The 22,018-nt window shown below is 42.7% G+C and carries 16 protein-coding genes; 10 read left to right on the forward strand and 6 right to left on the reverse strand.

Annotated elements, in window-relative coordinates; all coding sequences use genetic code 11:
- Positions 1 to 275 precede the first annotated feature (275 nt).
- Positions 276 to 3,035: a TonB-dependent receptor gene (locus tag HMPREF1551_RS10225; RefSeq protein ID WP_021629059.1), complete on the forward strand. Its 2,760-nt coding sequence runs from the start codon at positions 276 to 278 to the stop codon at positions 3,033 to 3,035.
- A gap of 80 nt (positions 3,036 to 3,115) precedes the next feature.
- Here HMPREF1551_RS10225 and HMPREF1551_RS10230 read toward each other — a convergent pair whose 3' ends face one another.
- Complete coding sequence (locus HMPREF1551_RS10230; protein ID WP_021629060.1) at positions 3,116 to 5,116, reverse strand: hypothetical protein; 2,001 nt, start codon at positions 5,114 to 5,116, stop codon at positions 3,116 to 3,118.
- A 53-nt stretch (positions 5,117 to 5,169) separates the two neighbouring features.
- Entirely contained in the window at positions 5,170 to 5,817 is a 648-nt protein-coding gene (gene rpe / locus HMPREF1551_RS10235) for a ribulose-phosphate 3-epimerase (RefSeq protein ID WP_021629061.1), read from the reverse strand.
- Between the two features lie 356 nt (positions 5,818 to 6,173).
- Between rpe and HMPREF1551_RS10240 the strand changes: the two genes are divergently transcribed.
- From HMPREF1551_RS10240 to HMPREF1551_RS10265, 6 genes are all read left to right on the forward strand, one after another.
- Positions 6,174 to 7,037, forward strand: coding sequence for an RNA polymerase sigma factor RpoD/SigA (locus HMPREF1551_RS10240; RefSeq protein ID WP_021629064.1), 864 nt, complete (start codon positions 6,174 to 6,176; stop codon positions 7,035 to 7,037).
- Positions 7,038 to 7,154: 117 nt separating this feature from the next.
- A complete protein-coding gene (locus tag HMPREF1551_RS10245) occupies positions 7,155 to 9,638 on the forward strand; it encodes a tetratricopeptide repeat protein (protein ID WP_021629065.1) in 2,484 nt (827 codons plus the stop codon).
- Between the two features lie 2 nt (positions 9,639 to 9,640).
- Positions 9,641 to 10,039 (forward strand): polymer-forming cytoskeletal protein, encoded by a 399-nt coding sequence (locus tag HMPREF1551_RS10250; RefSeq protein WP_021629066.1) that lies wholly within the window; start codon positions 9,641 to 9,643, stop codon positions 10,037 to 10,039.
- Complete coding sequence (locus HMPREF1551_RS10255) at positions 10,020 to 10,241, forward strand: AtpZ/AtpI family protein (RefSeq protein WP_021629067.1); 222 nt, start codon at positions 10,020 to 10,022, stop codon at positions 10,239 to 10,241. Before HMPREF1551_RS10250 ends, HMPREF1551_RS10255 begins: the two co-directional genes overlap by 20 nt.
- Positions 10,242 to 10,288: 47 nt before the next feature.
- Positions 10,289 to 12,007: a phospho-sugar mutase gene (locus HMPREF1551_RS10260; RefSeq protein ID WP_021629068.1), complete on the forward strand. Its 1,719-nt coding sequence runs from the start codon at positions 10,289 to 10,291 to the stop codon at positions 12,005 to 12,007.
- A 44-nt stretch (positions 12,008 to 12,051) separates the two neighbouring features.
- Positions 12,052 to 13,884, forward strand: coding sequence for an ABC transporter ATP-binding protein (locus HMPREF1551_RS10265; RefSeq protein ID WP_021629069.1), 1,833 nt, complete (start codon positions 12,052 to 12,054; stop codon positions 13,882 to 13,884).
- Between the two features lie 36 nt (positions 13,885 to 13,920).
- Here HMPREF1551_RS10265 and HMPREF1551_RS10270 read toward each other — a convergent pair whose 3' ends face one another.
- Both HMPREF1551_RS10270 and HMPREF1551_RS10275 read right to left on the reverse strand, forming a co-directional pair.
- Entirely contained in the window at positions 13,921 to 14,817 is an 897-nt protein-coding gene (locus HMPREF1551_RS10270) for an ion transporter (RefSeq protein ID WP_021629070.1), read from the reverse strand.
- A gap of 57 nt (positions 14,818 to 14,874) precedes the next feature.
- Entirely contained in the window at positions 14,875 to 15,285 is a 411-nt protein-coding gene (locus HMPREF1551_RS10275) for a BrxA/BrxB family bacilliredoxin (protein ID WP_021629071.1), read from the reverse strand.
- Positions 15,286 to 15,521: 236 nt separating this feature from the next.
- Between HMPREF1551_RS10275 and HMPREF1551_RS10280 the strand changes: the two genes are divergently transcribed.
- The 3 genes from HMPREF1551_RS10280 to HMPREF1551_RS10290 are packed head-to-tail and all read left to right on the forward strand — an operon-like array spanning position 15,522 to position 18,323.
- On the forward strand, positions 15,522 to 15,989 hold the full coding sequence (locus HMPREF1551_RS10280; protein WP_034544622.1) for a hypothetical protein: 468 nt from the start codon (positions 15,522 to 15,524) through the stop codon (positions 15,987 to 15,989).
- A gap of 44 nt (positions 15,990 to 16,033) precedes the next feature.
- Positions 16,034 to 17,161, forward strand: coding sequence for a 3,4-dihydroxy-2-butanone-4-phosphate synthase (gene ribB / locus HMPREF1551_RS10285; protein ID WP_021629073.1), 1,128 nt, complete (start codon positions 16,034 to 16,036; stop codon positions 17,159 to 17,161).
- Between the two features lies 1 nt (position 17,162).
- Positions 17,163 to 18,323, forward strand: coding sequence for a GlmU family protein (locus HMPREF1551_RS10290; RefSeq protein ID WP_021629074.1), 1,161 nt, complete (start codon positions 17,163 to 17,165; stop codon positions 18,321 to 18,323).
- Between the two features lie 99 nt (positions 18,324 to 18,422).
- Here the strand turns inward: HMPREF1551_RS10290 and HMPREF1551_RS10295 are convergent, their stop codons facing one another.
- Entirely contained in the window at positions 18,423 to 19,718 is a 1,296-nt protein-coding gene (locus tag HMPREF1551_RS10295) for an NAD-dependent succinate-semialdehyde dehydrogenase (RefSeq protein WP_021629075.1), read from the reverse strand.
- 129 nt (positions 19,719 to 19,847) lie between these two features.
- The gene (locus HMPREF1551_RS10300; protein ID WP_021629076.1) at positions 19,848 to 21,995 is read right to left on the reverse strand and encodes a prolyl oligopeptidase family serine peptidase; all 2,148 of its coding nucleotides are present in this window, start codon (positions 21,993 to 21,995) and stop codon (positions 19,848 to 19,850) included.
- Between the last annotated feature and the right edge of the window lie 23 nt (positions 21,996 to 22,018).

Here is a 22,018-nt window from a genome sequence, read left to right on the forward strand (position 1 = left end):
TATTTCTAATGATACTTAAAATAAGTTTTTGCTTTTCAGGGTGCAAAGATATAATATAATATTCTAACATCAAAATTTTTTTTGAAAAAAATATATGATGTAAAAATATTCTATCAAAAGCGTTTTATTGTAGCATAAATATCTAAACTAAAAGATTTAATAATGGATATGACTCAATAGCTTAAACATTAACAAAAAATTACATATAAGAATAACAAAAAGTCGCTATTTTTGCAGCTTTAAAAACAACAATAACGAACTAATTCTTTAAGAAGATGAACAGACTCAATCATTGGCTGAGCCTCTTGGCTTTCTTCATGATGGCTACGCTCTCGGCACAAACCATTACGGGTACCGTAATTGATGAGGAGACAAAGGAACCTCTCTTAGGCGCGAATGTGCTTATCAAGGGAACTACTCATGGTATTTCTACCAATGAGAAAGGGAAATTCTCCCTGACAGCAACCGATAAAAAAGGAATCTTGGAGATTTCTTTTATTGGCTTTAAAACCAAAGAAGTACCCTATACCTTGGTAGGAGGGAAGGCTAACATCCAGGTGAGTTTGCTTGCAGAAGCAGAAGAACTTACAGGGGTGGTAGTTACCGGAAATGCGCTTTTGAATATGGCTAAGGAGCGTTGTACGCCCGTGGCAGTATCTACTATAGGAGCAGCCGAGATTGTCAATAAGCTGGGAAATAATGAGTTTCCTGAACTGCTCAAACGTACCCCTTCGGTATATGCGACCAAGTCCGGTGGGGGCTATGGAGATTCTAAAATTAATATTCGAGGCTTTGGAAATGAGAATATTGCGGTGATGATCAACGGGATGCCCATTAACGACATGGAAAATGGTAAGGTGTATTGGACCAACTGGGCAGGAATTGCCGATGTAACCTCGACCATGCAGGTACAGCGCGGCTTAGGAGCCTCAAAACTTGCCATAGCCTCTGTAGGAGGAACTATCAATATTGCCACTCGTGCGGCTGATATGCCTGAAGGAGGGCGTATATCTGCCACTTATGGAAATGACGGTTTCTACAAGGGATTGGCAGCTTACAATACTGGAAAAAACAAAAAAGGCTGGTCAGCCTCTGTATTGTTAAGCCGTACAGGAGGAGCCACCTATGCGGACAATACCCAGTTTTTAGGTGATAACTACTTCTTTGCCTTAGGCTATTCCCCTAATGATCAGCATGCCCTTCAGTTCATGATCACAGGAGCCCCCCAATGGCATAACCAACGTGGTAGCTCTATCAGTATTAAAGATTATTTGTATTATGGTAAGGATGGTGAGCCTAATCGCCGTTATAATGCTGATTGGGGTTATAAGAATGGAGAGGCCTTCAGCTTCCGTCGCAATACTTATCACAAGCCTGTGATGATGCTTAACTGGGACTGGAACTTAAGTGAATCTTCTTCTTTTAGTACCGTAGCTTATGCTTCTTTCGGACGAGGGTATGGTTCAAACTATATGGGTAATGCTACTGACTCCAATCGAAAAAAAGTATATGCTTCGCACCTTAGAACACCAGATGGCTTAATCGATATGGATAGAGTCATTCGCTATAATCGTGGGGAAGATATTTCTGTACCAGGACAGACTATAGTTCCTAATCCCTCGCCTAATGTAGCTACCAGTCGATCAGGTTTCTCGAGAAAAGTCAGTGTCAATTCACATAACTGGTTTGGCTTCTTAACCAATTTCGAGCAAAAACTATCTGAAAACCTCTCCTTCAGTGTAGGATTGGATGGTCGTTATTACAAAGGCTATCACTATGAGGCACCTAGTGATCTCTTAGGAAATGAATACTTCTTGGATGACTCCAATAAAAACCTGACACAACCCCGCCGTGTGACTTATACCGCTGCTGATAAGCCTAGTTACAATCCTTTTAATACCAGCATAGACCCCTTAGAGGATCAGATTACCTATAGTAACTATGGCAATGTACGCTGGATGGGGCTATTTGGCCAATTGGAATATACTACCGAAAAGCTCTCTGCTTTTGCTCAATGGTCAAGCTCTGTACAGGCCTTCCAACGTATCGATAACTTCCTAAGACCTGGAACCCTTGCCCTTGCAGGCCGACCTGAAACGGCTATGGATAAGGAGACTTCCTATAAGGGAATCCCAGGCTACAATATCAAAGCTGGAGCCAACTATAATATCAACAATCATCACAATGTATTTGCCAATGTAGGGTACTACTCTCGTCAGCCTTTCTTCGATGCGGTATATCCTAACTATAAAAACTTCTTAGCTGCAGACCTTACCAATGAAAAAATATTTGGAGTAGAGCTCGGCTATGGATTTAAAATGGATAATTTTGCTGCTAACCTAAACCTCTATCGCACTACTTGGAATGACCGTCATATTCGTAAAGACTTTCAATGGGACGGAGGGAATCAATATTTCATAGAATTATTTGGTGTAGATGAGATACACCAAGGGGTAGAGCTCGATGCTTCTTATCGAGTAAATAACTATCTTAAGTTTGTGGGAATGTTCTCTGCAGGAGATTGGACTTACCAAGGTGATGCACAGGCTAATACCTTCCTTGCAGCCGATAATACAGAGTATATCCTTACAGGAAAAACGACTCCTTCTTTTGATGTAGATTTGAGTAAGCTCAAAGTGGGTGAATCGGCTCATATGACGGCTAATCTTGGGGTGGATATTACCCCTTTTGAGAACTTCAACATCGATTTGAGCTGGCACTATGTCAATAACCTCTATGCGAAGTTGGATATATCAGCTTTGGTTGAGAATCCTAACCTTACTAGCCTTAAGCTCCCTGCTTATCACCTCTTTGATGGCGGTATTTCTTACAAATATCCTTTTGGGAAGACCCAATCTATTACTCTTTTGGCCAATGTGAATAACCTCTTGGATACGACCTATATCGCAGAGTCTGATACCAATAATTTGGTCAATGGAGGAACTACTGCTACTTACAAAGGAATCGATGTAAGCAACCGAGTGTTCTTCGGCTTCGGTCGTACCTGGAACGTAGGACTTAAGTATCAGTTCTAATAGAAGTATCAATCACTATAAAACAAAAAAACTACCTGACTGTCAGGTAGTTTTTTTGTTTTTTAATATAAGAGTAACAGCTATTTGAACCATGTTTTTATTCTGCCAAAGAGTCCTTTGGGGAGTATATCAATTCCCAAGCCAAAGTTGCTGTCGCCTATACGATTGTAATCTTCTTTGAGGGCTTGTATATTGGCTAAGGTAATTTCTATATTCGTTAGGGGGGTATAAGTAATTTCTACAGATCCAGAGGTTTTCTGAATAGTTTTCTTAGTGATATAAGTAAAATATTCATTTTGGATATTCAACTCCTGGATCGTATATTTCTCCTTGGTATCGATAGGCTTATCGGCTTGGAGTTCTATCAGATAATGTTCGCTATCGTAGTTATGCCAATAGCTACTGTCCTTATGTCGGAATTCGAGCAAATCTTTTTTCAGTACGGAGTGGTCAAAGTACATAAGAAATTCCTGGCCTTCTTTGTTGGTGAAGTAAGGCTTTAGGATCGTAGCTTCATAGGCGATTACCAATTCGTTTTCCTTCTTGTCGTCATGTTCTATTTTGATGGTAGCCTCCTTGAAGATCTCACGGATGTCCTGCTCGCTCCTATCGTTGATATAGTTAAGGTTGTAGAAGAGGAAGCGGTTCCAGCCATCGATGAGTTCCTTTTTGTTGGTTTGCCTAAAGTAATTACGCATGTTATTAGCGCGGTTATAGCGATAGGTAGTTCGAAGATTAATCTTTCCCTTATCGCCATGGACAGCAATCTTTACATGTTCGTCAATACAAGGTAGGTCGAAGTGGGTAGCCTTTCTTACCTGTAGGGTAGCCTCAGGCTTGATTTCCATATAGTGACAGAAGCTCAGTATGGTACGTTTCTGTAAGCGGCCAAACTCATTGCGGGAGGTGGCATCCACGAAATAGTCCTCATCTTGGTAGTGAATCTTTACAATCACATGATTGAAAGATAACAAAGAAGGGAGGTAATACTTCAGATAGAAATCCGCATTGTAGTTGACCAAGGCGATAGAGGTCTCCACCTTCAGGTAGTCCAATATGGTCTTGAGCAGCACACATTTGGCCTTGCAATCTCCTTGTTTGTTTTGGAAGGTAATGGCAGGCGCTTGTGGCTTGTGACCATTCATCTCGTCCGCATTGTAAGTATAATAGATGTTATTCTGTACATACTCAATGGCGAACTGTATTTGTTCCTCCAAAGAGGGGAGTTTGTCCATTTTCTCCACCAAATCAGGAGCAAAAGCCCTTAGGTCGGCCTCTTTGAATACCTCCTCATAGAGCGGATAGATATAGTTAGAGAGATCTTTCCAAGTACTTTCGGTAGCAAAATCGATGAAAGGGAATATTTCTCGGTTTACATCAACCGGGTTGATATAGTCCGTGTGTTCTATTTCGAAAATTTCCCCTTTTTCGAGGTATTCTATCGGTTGGTCTAAGACATTTCCTTCCTGATCGCGGAAGAAGAAGCGCTTGTAGGCCACTTTTTTCTCTCGGTTATTGATGAATTTGTACTGATACTTCCCATAAGCCCAATAAGTATCGGGGGTCAGGTAGATATGCTTTACAAAGTCACGGCGTACGAACTCCTTTTCGGAGAATACCTTTGTGCGGGTATCTTCCAAGATAAGGATATCATAGAGGCGTAGGTCACGGATAGAGATATTGATCTTCTTAGACTTACTAATGATACCTCCATTGCTATTATTCTCATTATCCAGTATTTTGATATTGGTATCGGGGAGCTTGTCGATATATGCTCCTTCTCGAATAACGGCAATACGATGGATATCATAGCATTCGTTTTCCTCCAAGATCATATCGTTCATGGAGGCACGTTCTAAGTTTTCAGGTTGGGTAAGGGTATAGGCCATCAGGGCATAGTCCGCATTTTGCTGATCATCCACATAGAAGTATTTGTTCAGCAGATAGCAGAAATCCCTTCCTTCGTCTATTTGTTTGGTAGCGAAGGGCGTATCCTCACACAGCTTGATGAGTTGTTCGTTGGTTAAGGTATCAGCCCACTGAGGTGCAGGCTGTATGTTATACCCCTGTTTTATTTCCATAGTTTAGAATTTTATGTTTTAGTATAGATAAAGTAGTGTGCTGTGGCCAAGGCTCAGCAGTTTTCTTTCAGTTCGGCGATTGTTTTCTCCGGATCTGCGGCGGAGAAGACGAAGTTACCAGCCACAAGTACATCGGCACCAGCGGCCACCAGCTTGGGTGCATTTTGGGCATTGACTCCTCCGTCCACCTCTATGAGTGTTTTGGCATGAGATTTGAGGATCAACTCTTTAGCTTGGGCAACCTTCTTGTAGGTGTTCTCTATAAAAGATTGTCCTCCGAAGCCAGGATTGACACTCATCAGCAGCAATACATCCACCTCCGAGATAATATCCTCCAGCATACTGATAGGCGTGTGAGGGTTCAGGGCTACTCCGGCAAGCATCCCTTCCTTTTTGATTGCCTGAAGGCTACGGTGCAAGTGAGTGCAAGCCTCGTAATGTACCGATAGGATACGACTACCCAAGCGGGCAAACTCAGAGATATATCGGTCAGGATCCACGATCATCAGGTGTACATCCAAGGGCTTTTGGGCATGTGCCCCAATGGCTTTCAAAACCGGCATACCATAGGAGATATTGGGGACGAAGACTCCGTCCATGATGTCTATATGGAACCAATCGGCTTGGCTGCGATTGACCATCTCAATGTCTTTCTGTAAGTTAGCAAAATCGGCTGCTAATAATGAAGGTGCTATAAGCATAATAGATAATAATTGCGTTTCTAAGCTACAAAGATACGTTTTTTTTTAAGGAAACAAAATAAAAACTGAAAAAATGTCAGGTATACTTCGGCTGACACCCCCTTAGCTTGATTGTCAGGGTCACTGACAAAAGAAAGCTTTAAAAACAAAAGAATATGTTATTATACAAATAATATTACCAAATAAAGTTATATTGTAAAATATTACTATCAAACTTCGTTAATAAAATCAAATTTGGAATGATTTTTGTTAATGTAATTTCTCTGTTTGAAAGAATAAAGAAATAAGACAATAGATTTAGCAAAACCCTTCCATATTTGGACTCTAATTGAAAATTAAACGCTATAATTAAATAAATGAGACAGCTTAAAATCACTAAGCAGGTTACCAATAGGGAAACCGCTTCATTGGACAAGTATTTGCAAGAGATAGGTAAGGTAGACTTGATCTCTGCCGATGAGGAAGTGGAGCTTGCCCAGCGTATCAAATCGGGAGATAAGATAGCTCTGGAGCGCCTTACCAAGGCCAATTTGCGCTTTGTGGTCTCTGTAGCCAAGCAGTATCAGAACCAAGGACTTACCTTGCCCGACCTTATCAATGAAGGGAATATGGGGCTGATCAAGGCCGCTCAACGTTTCGATGAGACACGTGGATTTAAGTTCATTTCCTATGCGGTATGGTGGATTCGCCAGTCCATTCTTCAGGCCTTGGCCGAACAATCACGTATTGTGCGCTTGCCTTTGAATAAGATAGGCTCTATCAATAAGATCAACAAGATGTATGCTTACTTAGAGCAGACCCATGAGCGGGTGCCTTCAGCGGAAGAGATAGCCAAAGAACTGGACATGTCGGTCAATGATGTAAAGGAGTCTATGAAGAACTCAGGGCGACACATCTCCATGGATGCTCCTTTGGTAGAAGGGGAAGACTCCAACCTATATGATGTCTTACGCAGTGGCGAATCGCCAAATCCAGACAAGGAGCTGATGCATGAATCCCTTAAGACAGAGATCGAACGCGCCTTGGAGACCCTTACTCCTCGTGAGGCAGACGTAATTCGCCTTTACTTTGGATTGGGAGAGAACTATCCTATGACCCTTGAAGAAATAGGGGAGACCTTCGAGCTTACCCGTGAGCGTGTACGGCAGATTAAGGAGAAGGCCATCCGTAGGCTTAAGCATACCTCCAGAAGTAAAATACTGAAAACGTATTTAGGTTAATATTACTCGATATAAGCTACTCCCACAAGGGTAGCTTATATTTTCTTATAAATTGTTTAATCTTGTTGGTTTATTCAAAAAAAATCACTAACTTGCGCCTTGTTATTATTTTCTTAGATGAAATTGCACAAACTTATAATCTCTTTGATACTGATAGGGCTTCTATGGGGCTGTACCACTAAGTCGGACACCTATTACAACCGTCAGTTTCGTATGATTCCTACCATGTATAATGTGTTGTACAATGGGAACTTAGCCCTCGAAAAAGGGAAGAAAGAACTTGCTGAGAAGCATACTGAAAATTATTTTGAGATCTTAGAAGTGGAGCCAGAGGTGCGCTCCCAAATATATAATCTCAAGGGAGAAGGAAATCCCGATTTTGACCGTGCAGAGGAGAAAGCCATCAAGGCGATCCAGCGCCACTCCATGGTCTTCGATGGGAAACAGAAAAATCGAAAAATAGACGATGCCTATATGCTCTTGGGCAAGGCTCGTTACTACAATGGGCGCTATATCCCTGCTATGGAGGCCTTCAACCACCTGCTGACCAACTATGGAGAGACCAATCAGCGCTACAATGCCGCCGTATGGCTGGAGAAAGCCCATATCCAGCTCGGAAGAGAGCTCTTAGCCGTAACAGCTTTGGAGAAGATACTCCAAGAAGAACATCCTAAGCGCAGAGATCGTGCGGAGCTGCATGCTGTCTTGGCGCAGGCCTTTATCAACTTGGAACAATATCCCAAAGCCATAGAAGCACTCCAACAAGCCAGTGTGGAGACCCGAAAAAGACCCAAAAGAGGTCGTTATTACTACATCATAGGGCAGCTCTTCGAACGATTGGAACAGCGTGACTCCGCTAAGGCTTATTACCAAAAGACGATAGCTCTGAACTGGAAAATACCTCGCCGCTTATGGGTAGAAGCCCAGGTAGGGAAGGCACGTACCCAAACCCTTACCCCTGAGGAAAAAGTTGCCTATGTGGAGCAACTCCGAAAAATGGAAAAACTCTACGAACACAAAGACCTGCTCGACCTTATCTATTACCAACATGCACTATTCTTAGAATCGGAAGAGAAACCTAAGGGAGCAACAGAATACTTCTTGCGCTCTTTGACCAAAAATAAAGACAATGAGGGGCTTCGCCAGCGTACACATGAACACTTGGCAGACCTCTATTTCAAAGAGAAAAAGTATCCTCTGGCTTATGCTCATTATGATAGTACCCTTGTATATATCCCTAAAAATACACTTGCTCACCTCTATATGCGCAGGAAAAGGGATAACTTGGAGCAAATAACTGTCTTCGAGCGTACCATAGCCAAGGCAGATAGCCTTTCTCGCATTATGAAGATGTCCAAGGAAGAACAAAGAAGCTATTTCCAAAAACATATAGATTCCTTAAAGCAACATTCCCAGACCTCTGGAGCGGCTACTATTACGGATTTTGGAAGAAAGGTAGCCCAAGAATACACTCCTTCTCAAGAGGGCGGCTTTTATTTCTATTCACCACAGACGGTAGCCTATGGGAAACAGCTCTTCAAGCAACAGTTTGGAGATCGCCCGCTTTCGGACAATTGGCGTTGGTCACAACAGTTGGTAGCACAGCAATCTTCGGATACGAACATTGATAGCCTTGAACAAGGACAGGCTGTACTGGAGAAGTACCTCAAGCAGTTGCCTTCTTCGCAGGAGCTGATAGCTCTTGAGAAGGAGCGAGAGACAGCCCTCTATGGGCTGGGGGAACTCTATTGGGAAAAATTTGCTGATGGTAAGCTCGCCCAGCAGCGACTTAATCGCTTGCTCACCCTCACTCAAAATGACAAACTCAAGGAAAAGACACTTTATCTCCTATATAAGATAAACGAAGAGAAGAATCCAAAAGAAGCGGAGACTTATAAGCAACAATTGCTGGCTTCTTATCCTAATTCAGAATATGCCAAGCCACTCTTAGGACAGCTAAGTACCAATGAAAAAGAATTGGATGCTCAATACCAAGTGTTAGAAAAACAGTTGGAAGCCCAACAATTCCAAGAAGTACTAACCTATATAGATAGCCATAAGTCACAATATAAGACCTCCTCACAGGCACCCGAATGGGAATTGCTCCGTGCCAAGGCCATAGCTCGCTTGGAAGGAAAGGCTGCCTACATACGCGCATTGGAAGCTATTGTGCAGGAATACCCTAATACCACCCAAACTGATGACCTTCAGGATAAGCTAAAGATACTCAAAGCACAGAGTCAAACGCCTACTTTCCTTACCGATGAAGAGGCCTCCTCTTGGAAATTAGTTGTAGAAAACATGGATGCTACAGAGCAGCAACGGCTTAAGGATTACTTAGAAGAAAATGGATTTGCCTATATCACCCTAAGTCAAGATGTATATAATGATAAAGAGCAACTGCTTGTCCTTCATGGTTTTATGTCTCGACAGATGGCAGAAGGATTCGTGCAACGGGTCAATAATTATTTCCAAACACAAGCTAAGGAAAAAAATCAAGAAAAAGATAGATTTTTTAAAGAATTTTTCGTAATTTCGTCAGAAAATTACGCTATCCTACAAGTGTATAAAAACAAGGATGAATATATAAAAAATAACTAACAATGTTTAATAAAGAAAATAAGAAAACCATGGCAGTAGACAACTCAGTGGCGGGGAGCAACCGCATCGTAGCAGGTACTAAAATCAAAGGAGAGGTAAATTCCGGTTCTGACTTTCGCATAGACGGAGAAATAGAAGGTACGATACAGACCTCCGGAAGGCTTGTAGTAGGAAAAACAGGCCTTATCAAAGGAAATATCATCTGTACCAATGCCGATATAGAAGGAACTGTACATGGTACCTTAGTGGTGAAGAGTACCCTTAGCCTTAAGGCTACTGCTGTAATAGAAGGTGATGTACAGACGGATAAGCTCGCTATAGAACCAGGAGCGGTATTCAACGTAACTTGTAAGATGGGAGTAAAAAGCGCTCCTGTAGGCAATGAACCCGCCAAAAAATAACCTCAATAACTGGGTAAAATTCTCACAAGTAGGCTTGCAAATGGCTGTTACCATAGCCATTTGCGCCTATTTGGGGTATCTGTTAGAGGCGAAATATCCTACTGTAGCCCCTTGGGGGATAGTGGGAGGGAGTCTCTTTGGGGTATTTGTAGCCCTCTATCATGTGATCAAACAGGTCAGGGCAATGATGGGTGACGAATGAGACTAACAATTAAAAAGATAAAGATATACTGTATAAAGTGATAGATTATGGACTTATTACAAAAAAGTAAAGAAAATGCTCAGTCGTGGCTTAGTGCCACTTTTGATGAATCAACACAACAGGCAGTGCGCCAAATGCTTGAAGGGAACCCTGATGAACTAACAGAGTGTTTCCATAAGAATTTGGAGTTTGGTACCGGCGGGATGCGTGGTATTATGGGGATAGGTACCAACCGAATGAATCGCTATACCTTAGGGAAAAACACCCAAGGGCTAAGTAACTACCTCAAGAAGGTATATCCCAACGAACAAGTGAAGGTGGTGATCGCCTATGACTGCCGCCACAACTCTCAGGATTTCGCTAAGGTAGTGGCTGATGTCTTCTCGGCTAATGGAATCAAGGTGTACCTCTTCTCAGAGCTACGTCCTACCCCTGAACTCTCCTTTGCCATACGTTACCTTAAGTGCCATAGCGGTATTGTCCTAACAGCCTCCCACAACCCACCAGAATACAATGGATACAAGGTGTATTGGACAGATGGTGGCCAGCTGGTACCTCCACAGGACAAGGAAGTGATGGAAGCTATCGATAAGGTACGCTTCTCTGATATCAAGTTCGAAGCCAATGAGGCCTTAATAGAAAAGATTGATACCCAGGTAGATGAGGCCTTTATCGAAGCCTCTTTGAACAAGGCAAACTTCCCTATTGCGGGTAAGGCAGATCTGAAGATTGTCTATACTCCTTTGCATGGAACCTCTGTAACCATTATACCGAAGCTCTTGGAGCGTGCCGGCTATACTTCTCTCTATATAGTAGAAGAACAGGCTACTCCCGATGGTAGTTTCCCAACGGTGAAATCACCCAATCCAGAAGAGCCAGAAGCCCTTACCATGGCTCTGAAAAAGGCGGAGGAAGTACAAGCAGATATAGTTTTCGGTACCGACCCCGATAGCGACCGTATCGGAATTGCGGTGCGCAACCTTCATGGTAAAATGGAGCTGCTCAACGGAAACCAAACCATGCTACTGATGACCAAATACCTTTTGGATAAATGGAAGGAAAAAGGAGAGCGAACCGGACGAGAGTTTATCGCCTCTACCATTGTTTCCACCCCTATGATGCGTAAGCTCGCTGAAGCCTATGGGGTAGAATACAAAGAAGGCCTTACAGGATTCAAGTGGATAGCCAAGATGATTAAGGACTTCCCAGACCAACAGTTTATCGGGGGAGGAGAAGAAAGTTTTGGCTATATGGTAGGCGATTTTCTCCGTGACAAGGATGCGGAAACCTCTGCACTATTGGCAGTAGGGATTGCCGCTGAGGCTAAGGCCAAAGGAAGTTCTTTCTTCCAAGAATTGCTCAAGATGTATCAGGAATTTGGCCTCTACCAAGAATACTTGATTTCGGTAGTGAAAAAAGGTATCAGTGGAGCGGAAGAGATCAATCAAATCATGAAAAATCTTCGTGAGAACCCTGTGAAGACTATCTTGGGAGAGAAGGTAGTGCGTATAGAAGACTACCAAACCTCGGTAAGTTACAATCCACTCACAGGAGCAGAGACCACTATACAGATACCTAAGTCCAATGTGCTGATTTACTATACAGAAAATGGAATGAAGGTAGCGGCTCGCCCCAGTGGTACCGAACCTAAGATCAAGTTCTATTTCAGTGCCAATGCCCCCTTGGCCTCCCTTGAGGCTTATGAGGAAACACGTGATGCTTTGCTTGCTAAAATCAAGCAAGTAACTAAGGAATGGAATTTGTAATTAATTGATTATTAAAAAGAAACGATTTTCTTATACATTATTGAATGAACGTAGCCAATATCAAGCGCCTCTATCCATATGTACTTCCCTATAAGAGGTTTGCTTTTCTGAATGTGTTTTTTAACATTCTCTATGCCCTTTTTAGTTCCTTATCTTTTGTGGCATTGATTCCTATGTTAGAGGTACTTTTTGATTCCAATGCAAGGATCTATGAAAAGCCTGTATATAAGGGAATTGCTCAAGCAAACATCTATTTTAAGGAATACCTGAACTATCAGGTTACTCAGCAGGCAGGAGGAGACCCTGTGCAAGCCCTATCCTATATTATAGCCTTGGTATTATTCTTATTTTTTCTTAAGAATATCTTTAATTATTTGGCAGTGATATTCATTGGTCTTTTGCGCAACGGGGTATTGAGGGATTTGCGAAATATGATGTATAAGAAAATCATTTCTTTGCCGATTTCCTATTTTTCAGAGAAACGCAAGGGAGATGTCATCGCAAGAATTACAGGAGATATTAATGAGTTTCAGGTTTCTTATCTCAGCATATTGGAGCTGATTGTAAGGGAACCACTTACGATTATCTTTACCATCATCATTATGTGTGGTATTAGCCTGAAGCTGACCCTCTTTGTGTTTGTCTTTATTCCTCTGTCAGGCTTGGTTATCTCACGAGTAGGGAAGTCGCTTAAGAAACATTCTGGGCGGATACAAGCCGAGCAGGGTTATTTTCTCTCTATTATAGATGAGACCATTATGGGACTTCGTATCATCAAGTCCTTTAATGCCCAAAATACATTCATCAAGCGCTTTACCGACTCTACTAAGCGCTATAATTCTTACGCCAATAACCTCTCCTATCGGCAGAACTTAGCCTCACCTATTAGTGAGTTTTTAGGAATATTAGTTATCGGAATTCTCCTATGGTATGGCGGGACTATGGTATTGGTAGACAAGACTTTGGGAGGATCTGAATTTATAGCTTATATGGGGTTGGCTTATAATATATTGACTCCTGCTAAGGCCATTAGTAAGGCTTCTTACCAGCTCAAACAAGGGGATGCTGCTGCTATGCGTGTTTTGGAGGTAATCCATGCCCAAAATCCTATCTTTGATAAAGAAAATGCTATAGAGAAAAAAGACTTCCAAACGGCTATTTCCTTGAATAATATTTCCTTCAAGTACGGAGAAGACTATGTACTGAAGAATTTTTCACTGGAGATTCCCAAAGGGAAGACGGTAGCCTTGGTAGGGCAATCGGGTAGTGGAAAGAGTACCATAGCCAACCTTATCGCACGTTTCTATGATATCAATGAGGGAAGTATCACCTTCGATGGTATAGATATTCGTGATCTTAAGATACAGTCGCTCCGCGATCTCATAGGGATTGTCTCTCAGGACTCTATTCTCTTTAACGATACCATTACCAACAATCTTCTTATAGGAAAGGGAACCGCTACAGCAGCCGAGCTAGAAGAGGCTGCCAAGGTAGCCAATGCCTATGACTTTATCAATGCCTTACCAGATAAGTTCCAAACCAATATAGGGGATATGGGAGGGAAACTCTCCGGAGGGCAGAAACAACGCTTAAGTATCGCTCGTGCAGTGCTGAAGAATCCACCTATTATGATTTTGGATGAAGCTACTTCAGCTTTGGATACCGAAAGCGAAAAATTGGTACAGAATGCCTTAGAAAAAATGATGCTCAACCGCACCTCCTTGGTGATAGCACACCGCCTCTCGACTATCCAAAAAGCAGATGTTATAGTGGTGATGGAAAAAGGAAAGATTATAGAACAAGGTAACCACACCACCCTTATGGCTAAAAATGGTACCTATCGCAAACTTGTAGAAATGCAATCCTTTAGTGAATAAAAATTGAGGAGTGAAAAGTGAAGTGCTTTTCACTCTTTATTGTTTTCTACCACATTGAGGGCAATAGAGCGCCCCGTCGGGGAGGGGATAGGCACCACAGCCCCTACAATGGCCATGGGTATGACTGTGGGAAAAGCTATAATCGGCAGGAGGCGCCTTGTCGGAGGTAGAAGCTATCTGAGGCTTTGGGTTTTCTTTCTTTTTGTAAGTACGTGAATATTCGGAAGTTACAATTCCGGTAGGTACCGCTATGATGCCATACCCTAAGATCATGATAATAGAGGCCATAATCTGTCCGAAGGCAGTGGTGGGCACTACATCTCCATAGCCTACGGTGGTAAGGGTGACGATACACCAATAGATACTGCGTGGGATACTGGTAAAAGCCTTATCATGAGGTTCGATCACATACATTAGAGCTCCTAAGATCACAGAAAGTACCAAGACAAAATAGATAAAAACTAAAATCTTCGTTTGGCTATTCTTCAACGCTCGCTTTAGCTGATTGGCTTGCTGGGTGAATTGTACCAAATCCAGGATTCTAAAAATACGCAAAAGCCTAAGAATGCGAATGATAGAAAGGAATTTAGATTTCTGCACGAAAAAAGAAAGATATATCGGAAGGATAGAAATCAGGTCGATTACTCCATAAAAGCTAAAGACATAACGCCTCCAGTTGGGCGTACAAATAATACGCAAGGCATATTCTATAGAGAAGAATACAGTAATGATCCATTCCAAGACTACTAATAAGGTATGTATATGTTCGTCAATGATTTGGATACTTTCAAAAATAGCCAAGAAAGCACTTAGTAGGATAAATCCTAAGAGAATTAAGTCAAAGAGCTTTCCTGCAACAGTATCTCTTCCATAGATAATAGCATAACCCCTTACTTTTAGGAGCTTGTATTTAGATGCTAAGAGTTTTTTCATCTCAAACCAATAAAAAATCCAATGAAAAAGACCTTTTCATTGGATTCAGTCTTTTACTTAACAAAATTCATTATAGGCTGCCTCTAAGTTTTCAGCAATTGCTTCAGCAAAACGGCCTTCTATATGGTGCCTCTCCAACATATGTACCAGTTCTCCATCCTTGAAGAGGGCGATACTGGGGGAAGAAGGAGGGAAAGGAAGCATATAGTCACGCATTTGAGCCGTAGCATCGATGTCGAAACCTGCAAAAACGGTTACTAAGTGGTCGGGTTTTTTGTTGCTTTCAAGGCTTAGCAAAACTCCAGGGCGGGCATTTCTTGCGGCACAACCACATACGGAATTAACCACAACAAGGGTAGTACCAGGACGTTTTATGGCCTCATCTACAGCTGCTACTGTATGCAGAGATTCAAAGCCTGCTTGTTCAAGCTCCGCTATCATAGGAGCTACTATTTCTGGTGGATACATAATTTTTAGTATTATTTATTCGCGGGACAAAGGTACAAAAAATAATGATTAATGGTGAGTGGTCAATGGTTAATTGTCGATGGCTAATCGTTAATTTTTAGAAAAATAATACTTTAAAAATAGGTACATTTGATATAAGTTTGGGAGATATTAATTATACCGAATGCACGTTAAAAAAGTGCAGTATAAGAAAAAAAGTTGTACTTTTGCAAGAGAAATCTTTTAAGAGGAGGGCTATGAAAAAACTGGGTTTCTTTTTGTTGTTTCTTCCCTTATGGGTTGCAGCACAGGATTTTGAGTATTGGGGAGTGAGGGCAGCCTACACCCATACCAATAGGTCTCATAACTTAGGCTTTGTGGGGGCATCTCTCAATACGGAGTATAACTGGGTGAGTCGTTCGCTCTATGCAGGAGTACACTTGGGGGCACAAAATACCCTTGCTGAGGATGGGCGTAAGCAGTCCAAAATGGAAATCGTACCAGAGGTAGGTTATGAGTTCAACCTTATTATTTTGGGCTTGGGAGCTTCGCTCAACACCCATGCTTTTCAGCCTCGTGTAGGGCTTTCCTTTTTCAATATTTACCAAACCTATGTAGGGTATTCGATTCCTTTCCGTCGGGATACAGTTTTCAAAGGGCTCACTTTCACACTCGTGCTTAATTTCTCAAATGCAGAAAGTAGCGATGATCTCAGGCTGTGGTAAGCTTGTAGTAAAAGAAAAATTCATAACAATATAAATATAAATTAATGAACCAAGAAATAAAACTCAATACCATAGAAGAGGCTATTGAGGACATCAAACAAGGAAAAATCATCATTGTGGTAGATGATGAAGACCGTGAAAACGAAGGGGACTTTATCGCCGCAGCGGAAAAGGTAACTCCTGAAATGATTAACTTTATGACCCAATATGGGCGCGGCTTACTCTGTGCTCCCTTATTGGAAAAACGTTGCAAAGAATTGGGCTTGGACATGATGGTGGAGAACAACACCGTATTGCACCATACCCAATTTACGGTTTCTATAGACCTCAAGGGAGAGGGTTGTACTACAGGAATTTCTGTATTTGACCGCGCTAAAACGATTAAGGCACTCGTAAAACCAGAGACCAAACCGGAGGATTTTGGGCGCCCCGGGCATATATTTCCTCTCAAGGCTAAGGAAGGTGGCGTACTTCGCCGCACTGGCCATACCGAAGCAGCGGTGGATTTAGCCCGATTAGCAGGCCTGGAACCAGCGGGAATTCTTATTGAAATTCTCAACGAAGATGGCTCCATGGCGCGCCTGCCACAATTGGTGAAAGTAGCAGAAAAACACAATCTTAAGATTATCTCTATAGAGCACTTGGTAGCCTATCGTATGCGCCATGATAGTCTTATTGTTAAAAAAGAAGACTTTTCTATAGATACCGACTATGGTACCTTCCGCTTACGAGCTTATGAGCAAACCACTAACGGGCAGATTCACCTAGCTTTCACCAAAGGGACTTGGGCTAAGGACGAACCCGTACTTACCCGTATCCATGCCAACTTTATTAGCAACGACATCTTGGAGCTTTTGCGTAAAAAAGACAACGAGCTCAATCGTATCTTCCAACAGATAGAAGCAGCCGGTAAGGGGGCTTTTATCGTGATCAACCAAGGAGGTTACTCCCAAAATCTCTTGCACCGTATCCAAGCCATCAAGGCTGCCCAAGAGGGCAAATCCGAACCTTCGCAAGTGCCTGCCGCTCAGGTGAAAGATATAGGTATCGGAGCTCAAATTCTGATAGATTTAGGAATCTCTCATATGAAACTTTTGACCAACTCCGAACCTTCTCGCTATGTGGGGATGTCCGGCTATGGCTTGGAAATTACAGACTATGTAAGCTACTAAGATGAAAATAAAACAACTTCTCTTTGAGGATAAAAACATTATAAAAGATTTTTTCCCTTTGACTTTTACCCGCCCCTCGGCTGAGTTGCGTGCGGGTATCTTGACCTTTGCCGAGCGCTGGCAACGGCTCTTAGGGGTAACACAAGTGTCTTTTCTCACTACGGATTACCTACAAGAAAAGTATCCTTATACAGGTGCTTCAGAGGAGATTACCCTCTCTATTTACGCTAATTTCTTGCCTACCCCTCGCCTCTTAGAGCGATTGGGTTGTCTTGAGGTAGGGGAGTCTATTGCTTATCAGGGTAAGACCTTGGTTTTTTTGGGAAAGAGTATCACGCTTTCTTCTATCCCTCCTATAGAGTGGGAAGAACCTTTGGTAGTCTTTGAAAAACCTACCGACCTTTTTACCTATAATGATAAGGCGATAGATTTTGATTTTGAGCTACTTACAAAAGGGCGTACCTCTGCACCACTCTCGCCTACTAATGGCTTTTTGGGCGATAAGGCCAACCTTTTTATAGAGGAAGGCGCCAAGGTGGAGTTTGCTACCCTTAACTGTCAGAAAGGCAAGATCTACATAGGCAAGGATGTAGAGGTCATGGAAGGGAGCCACCTGCGTGGGCCTATTGCCCTTTGCGAACATGCTACCGTGAATATGGGGGCTAAGCTCTATGGAGCTACTACTATAGGCCCTTATAGTAAGGTAGGGGGAGAGCTAAGCAACTCCGTTATTTGGGGCTATTCCAATAAGGGGCATGATGGCTTCTTAGGCAATTCTGTATTGGGGCAATGGTGTAACTTGGGGGCAGATACCAACGTCTCCAACCTTAAGAACACTTATAATACTATACAGCTGTGGGACTACCAAAACGGAGGCTACAGTTCTTCAGGCTTGCAATTCTGTGGAGTGCTCATGGGCGACCATTCCAAAACAGCTATTAATACCCAGCTCAATAGTGGTACTACTGTGGGGGTCTTTGCCAACCTTTTCTCAGCTGGATTTCCGAGCAAATATATCCCCAACTTTGCTTGGGGTGTCTCAGCGGAGAAATACCGCTTGGAGGAGGCTTTCGCCGTAGCCGAGCGAGTGATGGCACGTAGGGGGATTGCTTTTGACCAGAAGGAACAAGATATACTCCAGTGGTTGTTTGATAACCAATAGGTAAATTTACTTCTTTATAGATTATATATCCCCTTGTAGGTATGAAGGAATACTTACAAGGGGATTTTATGAGTCCTATTCTCTATCAAGAGAATTTTTCTACTTTACCACTACAGTTTTGATATTGGCAAACTCCCATACACCAAAGTAGGAGAGCTCACGACCATAGCCTGAGTTCTTGATACCGCCAAAAGGCAAATGAGGATCGCTGATAAGCATTTCGTTGATATATACCGCTCCTTCGTCAAAGCGAGAGGCTTGTGATTTTACAAAATCTACATTCTGGGAGAAAATAGCTACTCCTAAGCCAAAATCCGATTGGTTGCTCAGCGCAATGGCCTCTTCAAAATCTCGAAAAGTAGTGATAACCGCTACTGGGCCAAAGGTCTCTTCCTTGAATACTCGCATGGTAGGGGTTACGTCAGTAAGTACTGTGGGTTCGTAGAAAGCTCCTGTACGCTTTCCCCCACAAAGTAGGGTTGCCCCTTCCGAGAGGCTTTGCTCGACCATCTCTTCGATTTCTATAGCCAAATCTTCTCGAGCCATAGCCCCTATTTCGGTGGAGAGGTCATACTTATCACCTTGCTTAAGGGCTTTGACCTTTTCGGTAAAGGCTTCTATAAATGCCTTGGCAATGGACTGCTGAACCAAGATACGTTTACCAGCAATACAGCTCTGTCCGGCGTTCTGCATACGAGCATTGACAGCTGTAGCAACAGCCCTGTTAAGGTCTGCATCTTCACAGACGATAAAGGCGGCACTGCCTCCGAGTTCCAAAACAGATTTCTTGAGATACTTACCTGCACACTGGGCTACTGACCTACCCGCAGGCTCGCTCCCGGTGAGGGTTACTCCCTTAATGGCAGGGTGAGCGATGATGGCCTCTACATGGTGGCTGGCTAAGGGGAGGTTCTTGTAGATGGGAAAACCTAAGGTCTCATCTTGGAAGATCTCGTCCAATAAGGCAGCAACGGTAGGGACATTGGAGGCGTGTTTTACCGCCAAGACATTACCTAATAACAAGTTGGGGATTGCCACTCGGAACACCTGCCAAAAGGGGAAGTTCCAAGGCATCACAGCCAAAAGTACCCCTAAGGGGTCTAAGCGAACATAACTTTCACTCCAACTGCTCTGTAAGGGTTGGGGGCGGAGAAACTTGTCTATATGATTTAGGTAATATGAGCAAAGAGAGGCACATTTCTTGACCTCGGCTATGGACTGAGCCAAGGGCTTATTCATATCGGTAGTGATAGCGCTGGCATATTCTTCGGTATGAGTAAGGAGTCTTTCCTGGATACGAGTTATAGTCTGCTTTCTTGAGGCTAAAGGGAGGGCTTTCCAAGCCAGGTAAGCGCTTTCCAGTTTGCTTACAGAGGTAAGGGCTTTGTCTAACATCTTTTTAATTGTTAATTGTTAAATGTCAATTATTAATTATTAATGACTAATGACGAATCCTGCTAAACTTTAGAAGAGATTCGTCATTTGTCATTTGTTACTTATCATAGACTGATTTCTGACTACTGTCTACTGATTAGGTAGTTTCTTATATCCCATATTCCATAGGGAGAAGGCTTGTTCGTCGGCATAGCTTTCGATCATCTTGCTTACAGGAGTACCAGCGCCATGTCCGGCATTGGTCTCTATGCGGATGATAACAGGAACGTTTCTACAGGCTTGTTTTTTCTGTAATTGGGCAGCAAACTTAAAGCTGTGGGCAGGCACCACACGGTCATCATGGTCGGCAGTGGAAACCATGGTAGCAGGGTAGCATACCCCTTCTTTCACATTATGTACAGGGGAGTAAACTTTTAAGTATTCAAACATTTCCTTACTGTCATCGGAAGTACCATAATCATAAGCCCAGCCGGCACCTGCGGTAAACTTGTGGTAGCGGAGCATATCCATTACCCCTACTCCAGGTAAGGCTACTCGCATGAGGTCGGGGCGCTGGGTCATCACAGCTCCTACCAATAGACCTCCGTTGGAAGCTCCCTTGATAGCTAATTTCTCTTTAGAGGTATATTTTTCCTTGATTAGGTATTCGGCAGCAGCGATAAAGTCGTCAAATACGTTTTGTTTTTTGAATTTGGTACCATCGTCATGCCATTTTTTACCATATTCTCCCCCTCCACGGATGTTAGCAGTGGCATATACCCCGCCATTGTTCATCCAAATGGCGGCACTTACTCCGAAATAAGGATAAGTAATGGAGTTGAACCCGCCATAGCCATAGAGTAGGGTAGGAGCGGTGCCATCGAGCTTGGTTGTTTTCTTATAAGTGATGGTCATAGGAACCTTGGTGCCATCCTTAGAGGTATAGAATACTTGTTTGGATTCGTACTCATCGGAGTTGAAAGCAATAGAAGGTTTCCAATATTGGGTAGTTTCCCCACTTTCCAAGTTGAGTTTGTAAATACTTGTAGGAGTACAAGTGTTAGTAAACCAGAAATAAGTATCTTTTTGGTTTTCTTTGGAGGAGAAACCACCAGCCACCCCAATAGTAGGAAGCTTAATATCGCGGATGAACTTACCGGAGAAGTCATATTGTTTTACTTCTGTGAGGGCAGCAACGGTATATTTGGCTAAGATATAGCCTCCGGCAGTGGTAATATCCAATACATTTTCACTTTCGGGAATAAGATCAGTCCAGTGCTCAGGGGTAGGATTCTTGATATCAGTTACGACCACCTTTCCGTTAGGTGCATTGAGGTTGGTGAAAAGATAGAGCTTATCTCCCTTGACATCGATTACTGAAGTGTCGGAAGAGTAATCGTTGAGGATAGCTACTAAAGGAGCATTTGCTTTTGTTAAGTCCTTGATAAAGAGCTTGTTTCCAGAAGTAGCATCGGCACCGAAAATAACGAGGAATCTTTGATCATCAGTTACATAAGCATCGCAGTAGCGGTTTTTTTCTTCAGGAGTACCCCCGAAGATCAGCACATCCTCTTTTTGAGAAGTGCCGAGCTTATGGTAGTAGATTTTGTTTTGGTCTGTTTTTTCAGAGAGTTGGCTTCCCTGAGGTTTGTCATAGGAAGAGTAATAGAAACCTTCGTTTCCTTTCCAGTTACCTCCACCAAATTTCACATCTACGATAGGGTCGCCTACTTTTTCTTTAGTTTTGGTATCCAGTACTATTGCTTTTTTCCAGTCACTACCAGCCTCAGAGATAAGGTAGCAAACTAAAGAACCATCCTTGGAGAAGTTGATTCCGGCCAAGGAAGTAGTACCATCGGCGGCGAACTGGTTAGGATCAAGAAAAACTTCTTCCTTACCTTCTTTGTCCTTGCGGTAGAGTACACTTTGGTCTTGCAATCCGTTGTTACGATAGTAGTAGGTGTAGTCTCCTTCTACGAAAGGAGCGCCAGACTTTTCATAGTTCCAAAGTTTTTCCAATTGTTCCTTGATCGTCTTGCGATAAGGGATAGCATTGAGATAATCGGTAGTGAATTGGCTTTGTGCTTTTACCCAAGCCTCGGTCTCGGTACTTTTATCATCTTCAAGCCAACGATAGGGGTCGGCTATTTTTTGGCCGAAGTAGTCGTCTTCTACGACTTGTTCTTTGGTTTGGGGATAAGTTAAGTCTTTCATCTGTTCTGTTTGTTCAGGTTGAGGGTTGTTCTTACAAGCCGAAAGGGCAAGCAAGCAACTGAGGGGAATAGAAAAATACTTCATATTAGTTGTTAATTATTAATTCT

The organism is Capnocytophaga sp. oral taxon 863 str. F0517, assembly GCF_000466425.1.
Classification (GTDB): Bacteria; Bacteroidota; Bacteroidia; order Flavobacteriales; family Flavobacteriaceae; genus Capnocytophaga.

Bases quoted from the DNA above. Each gene is read 5' to 3' on its own strand.
- HMPREF1551_RS10225 (WP_021629059.1), top strand. From the start codon at position 276: ATGAACAGACTCAATCATTGGCTGAGCCTCTTGGCTTTCTTCATGATG.
- HMPREF1551_RS10230 (WP_021629060.1), bottom strand. From the start codon at position 5,116: ATGGAAATAAAACAGGGGTATAACATACAGCCTGCACCTCAGTGGGCT.
- rpe (WP_021629061.1), bottom strand. From the start codon at position 5,817: ATGCTTATAGCACCTTCATTATTAGCAGCCGATTTTGCTAACTTACAG.
- HMPREF1551_RS10240 (WP_021629064.1), top strand. From the start codon at position 6,174: ATGAGACAGCTTAAAATCACTAAGCAGGTTACCAATAGGGAAACCGCT.
- HMPREF1551_RS10245 (WP_021629065.1), top strand. From the start codon at position 7,155: ATGAAATTGCACAAACTTATAATCTCTTTGATACTGATAGGGCTTCTA.
- HMPREF1551_RS10250 (WP_021629066.1), top strand. From the start codon at position 9,641: ATGTTTAATAAAGAAAATAAGAAAACCATGGCAGTAGACAACTCAGTG.
- HMPREF1551_RS10255 (WP_021629067.1), top strand. From the start codon at position 10,020: ATGAACCCGCCAAAAAATAACCTCAATAACTGGGTAAAATTCTCACAA.
- HMPREF1551_RS10260 (WP_021629068.1), top strand. From the start codon at position 10,289: ATGGACTTATTACAAAAAAGTAAAGAAAATGCTCAGTCGTGGCTTAGT.
- HMPREF1551_RS10265 (WP_021629069.1), top strand. From the start codon at position 12,052: ATGAACGTAGCCAATATCAAGCGCCTCTATCCATATGTACTTCCCTAT.
- HMPREF1551_RS10270 (WP_021629070.1), bottom strand. From the start codon at position 14,817: ATGAAAAAACTCTTAGCATCTAAATACAAGCTCCTAAAAGTAAGGGGT.
- HMPREF1551_RS10275 (WP_021629071.1), bottom strand. From the start codon at position 15,285: ATGTATCCACCAGAAATAGTAGCTCCTATGATAGCGGAGCTTGAACAA.
- HMPREF1551_RS10280 (WP_034544622.1), top strand. From the start codon at position 15,522: ATGAAAAAACTGGGTTTCTTTTTGTTGTTTCTTCCCTTATGGGTTGCA.
- ribB (WP_021629073.1), top strand. From the start codon at position 16,034: ATGAACCAAGAAATAAAACTCAATACCATAGAAGAGGCTATTGAGGAC.
- HMPREF1551_RS10290 (WP_021629074.1), top strand. From the start codon at position 17,163: ATGAAAATAAAACAACTTCTCTTTGAGGATAAAAACATTATAAAAGAT.
- HMPREF1551_RS10295 (WP_021629075.1), bottom strand. From the start codon at position 19,718: ATGTTAGACAAAGCCCTTACCTCTGTAAGCAAACTGGAAAGCGCTTAC.
- HMPREF1551_RS10300 (WP_021629076.1), bottom strand. From the start codon at position 21,995: ATGAAGTATTTTTCTATTCCCCTCAGTTGCTTGCTTGCCCTTTCGGCT.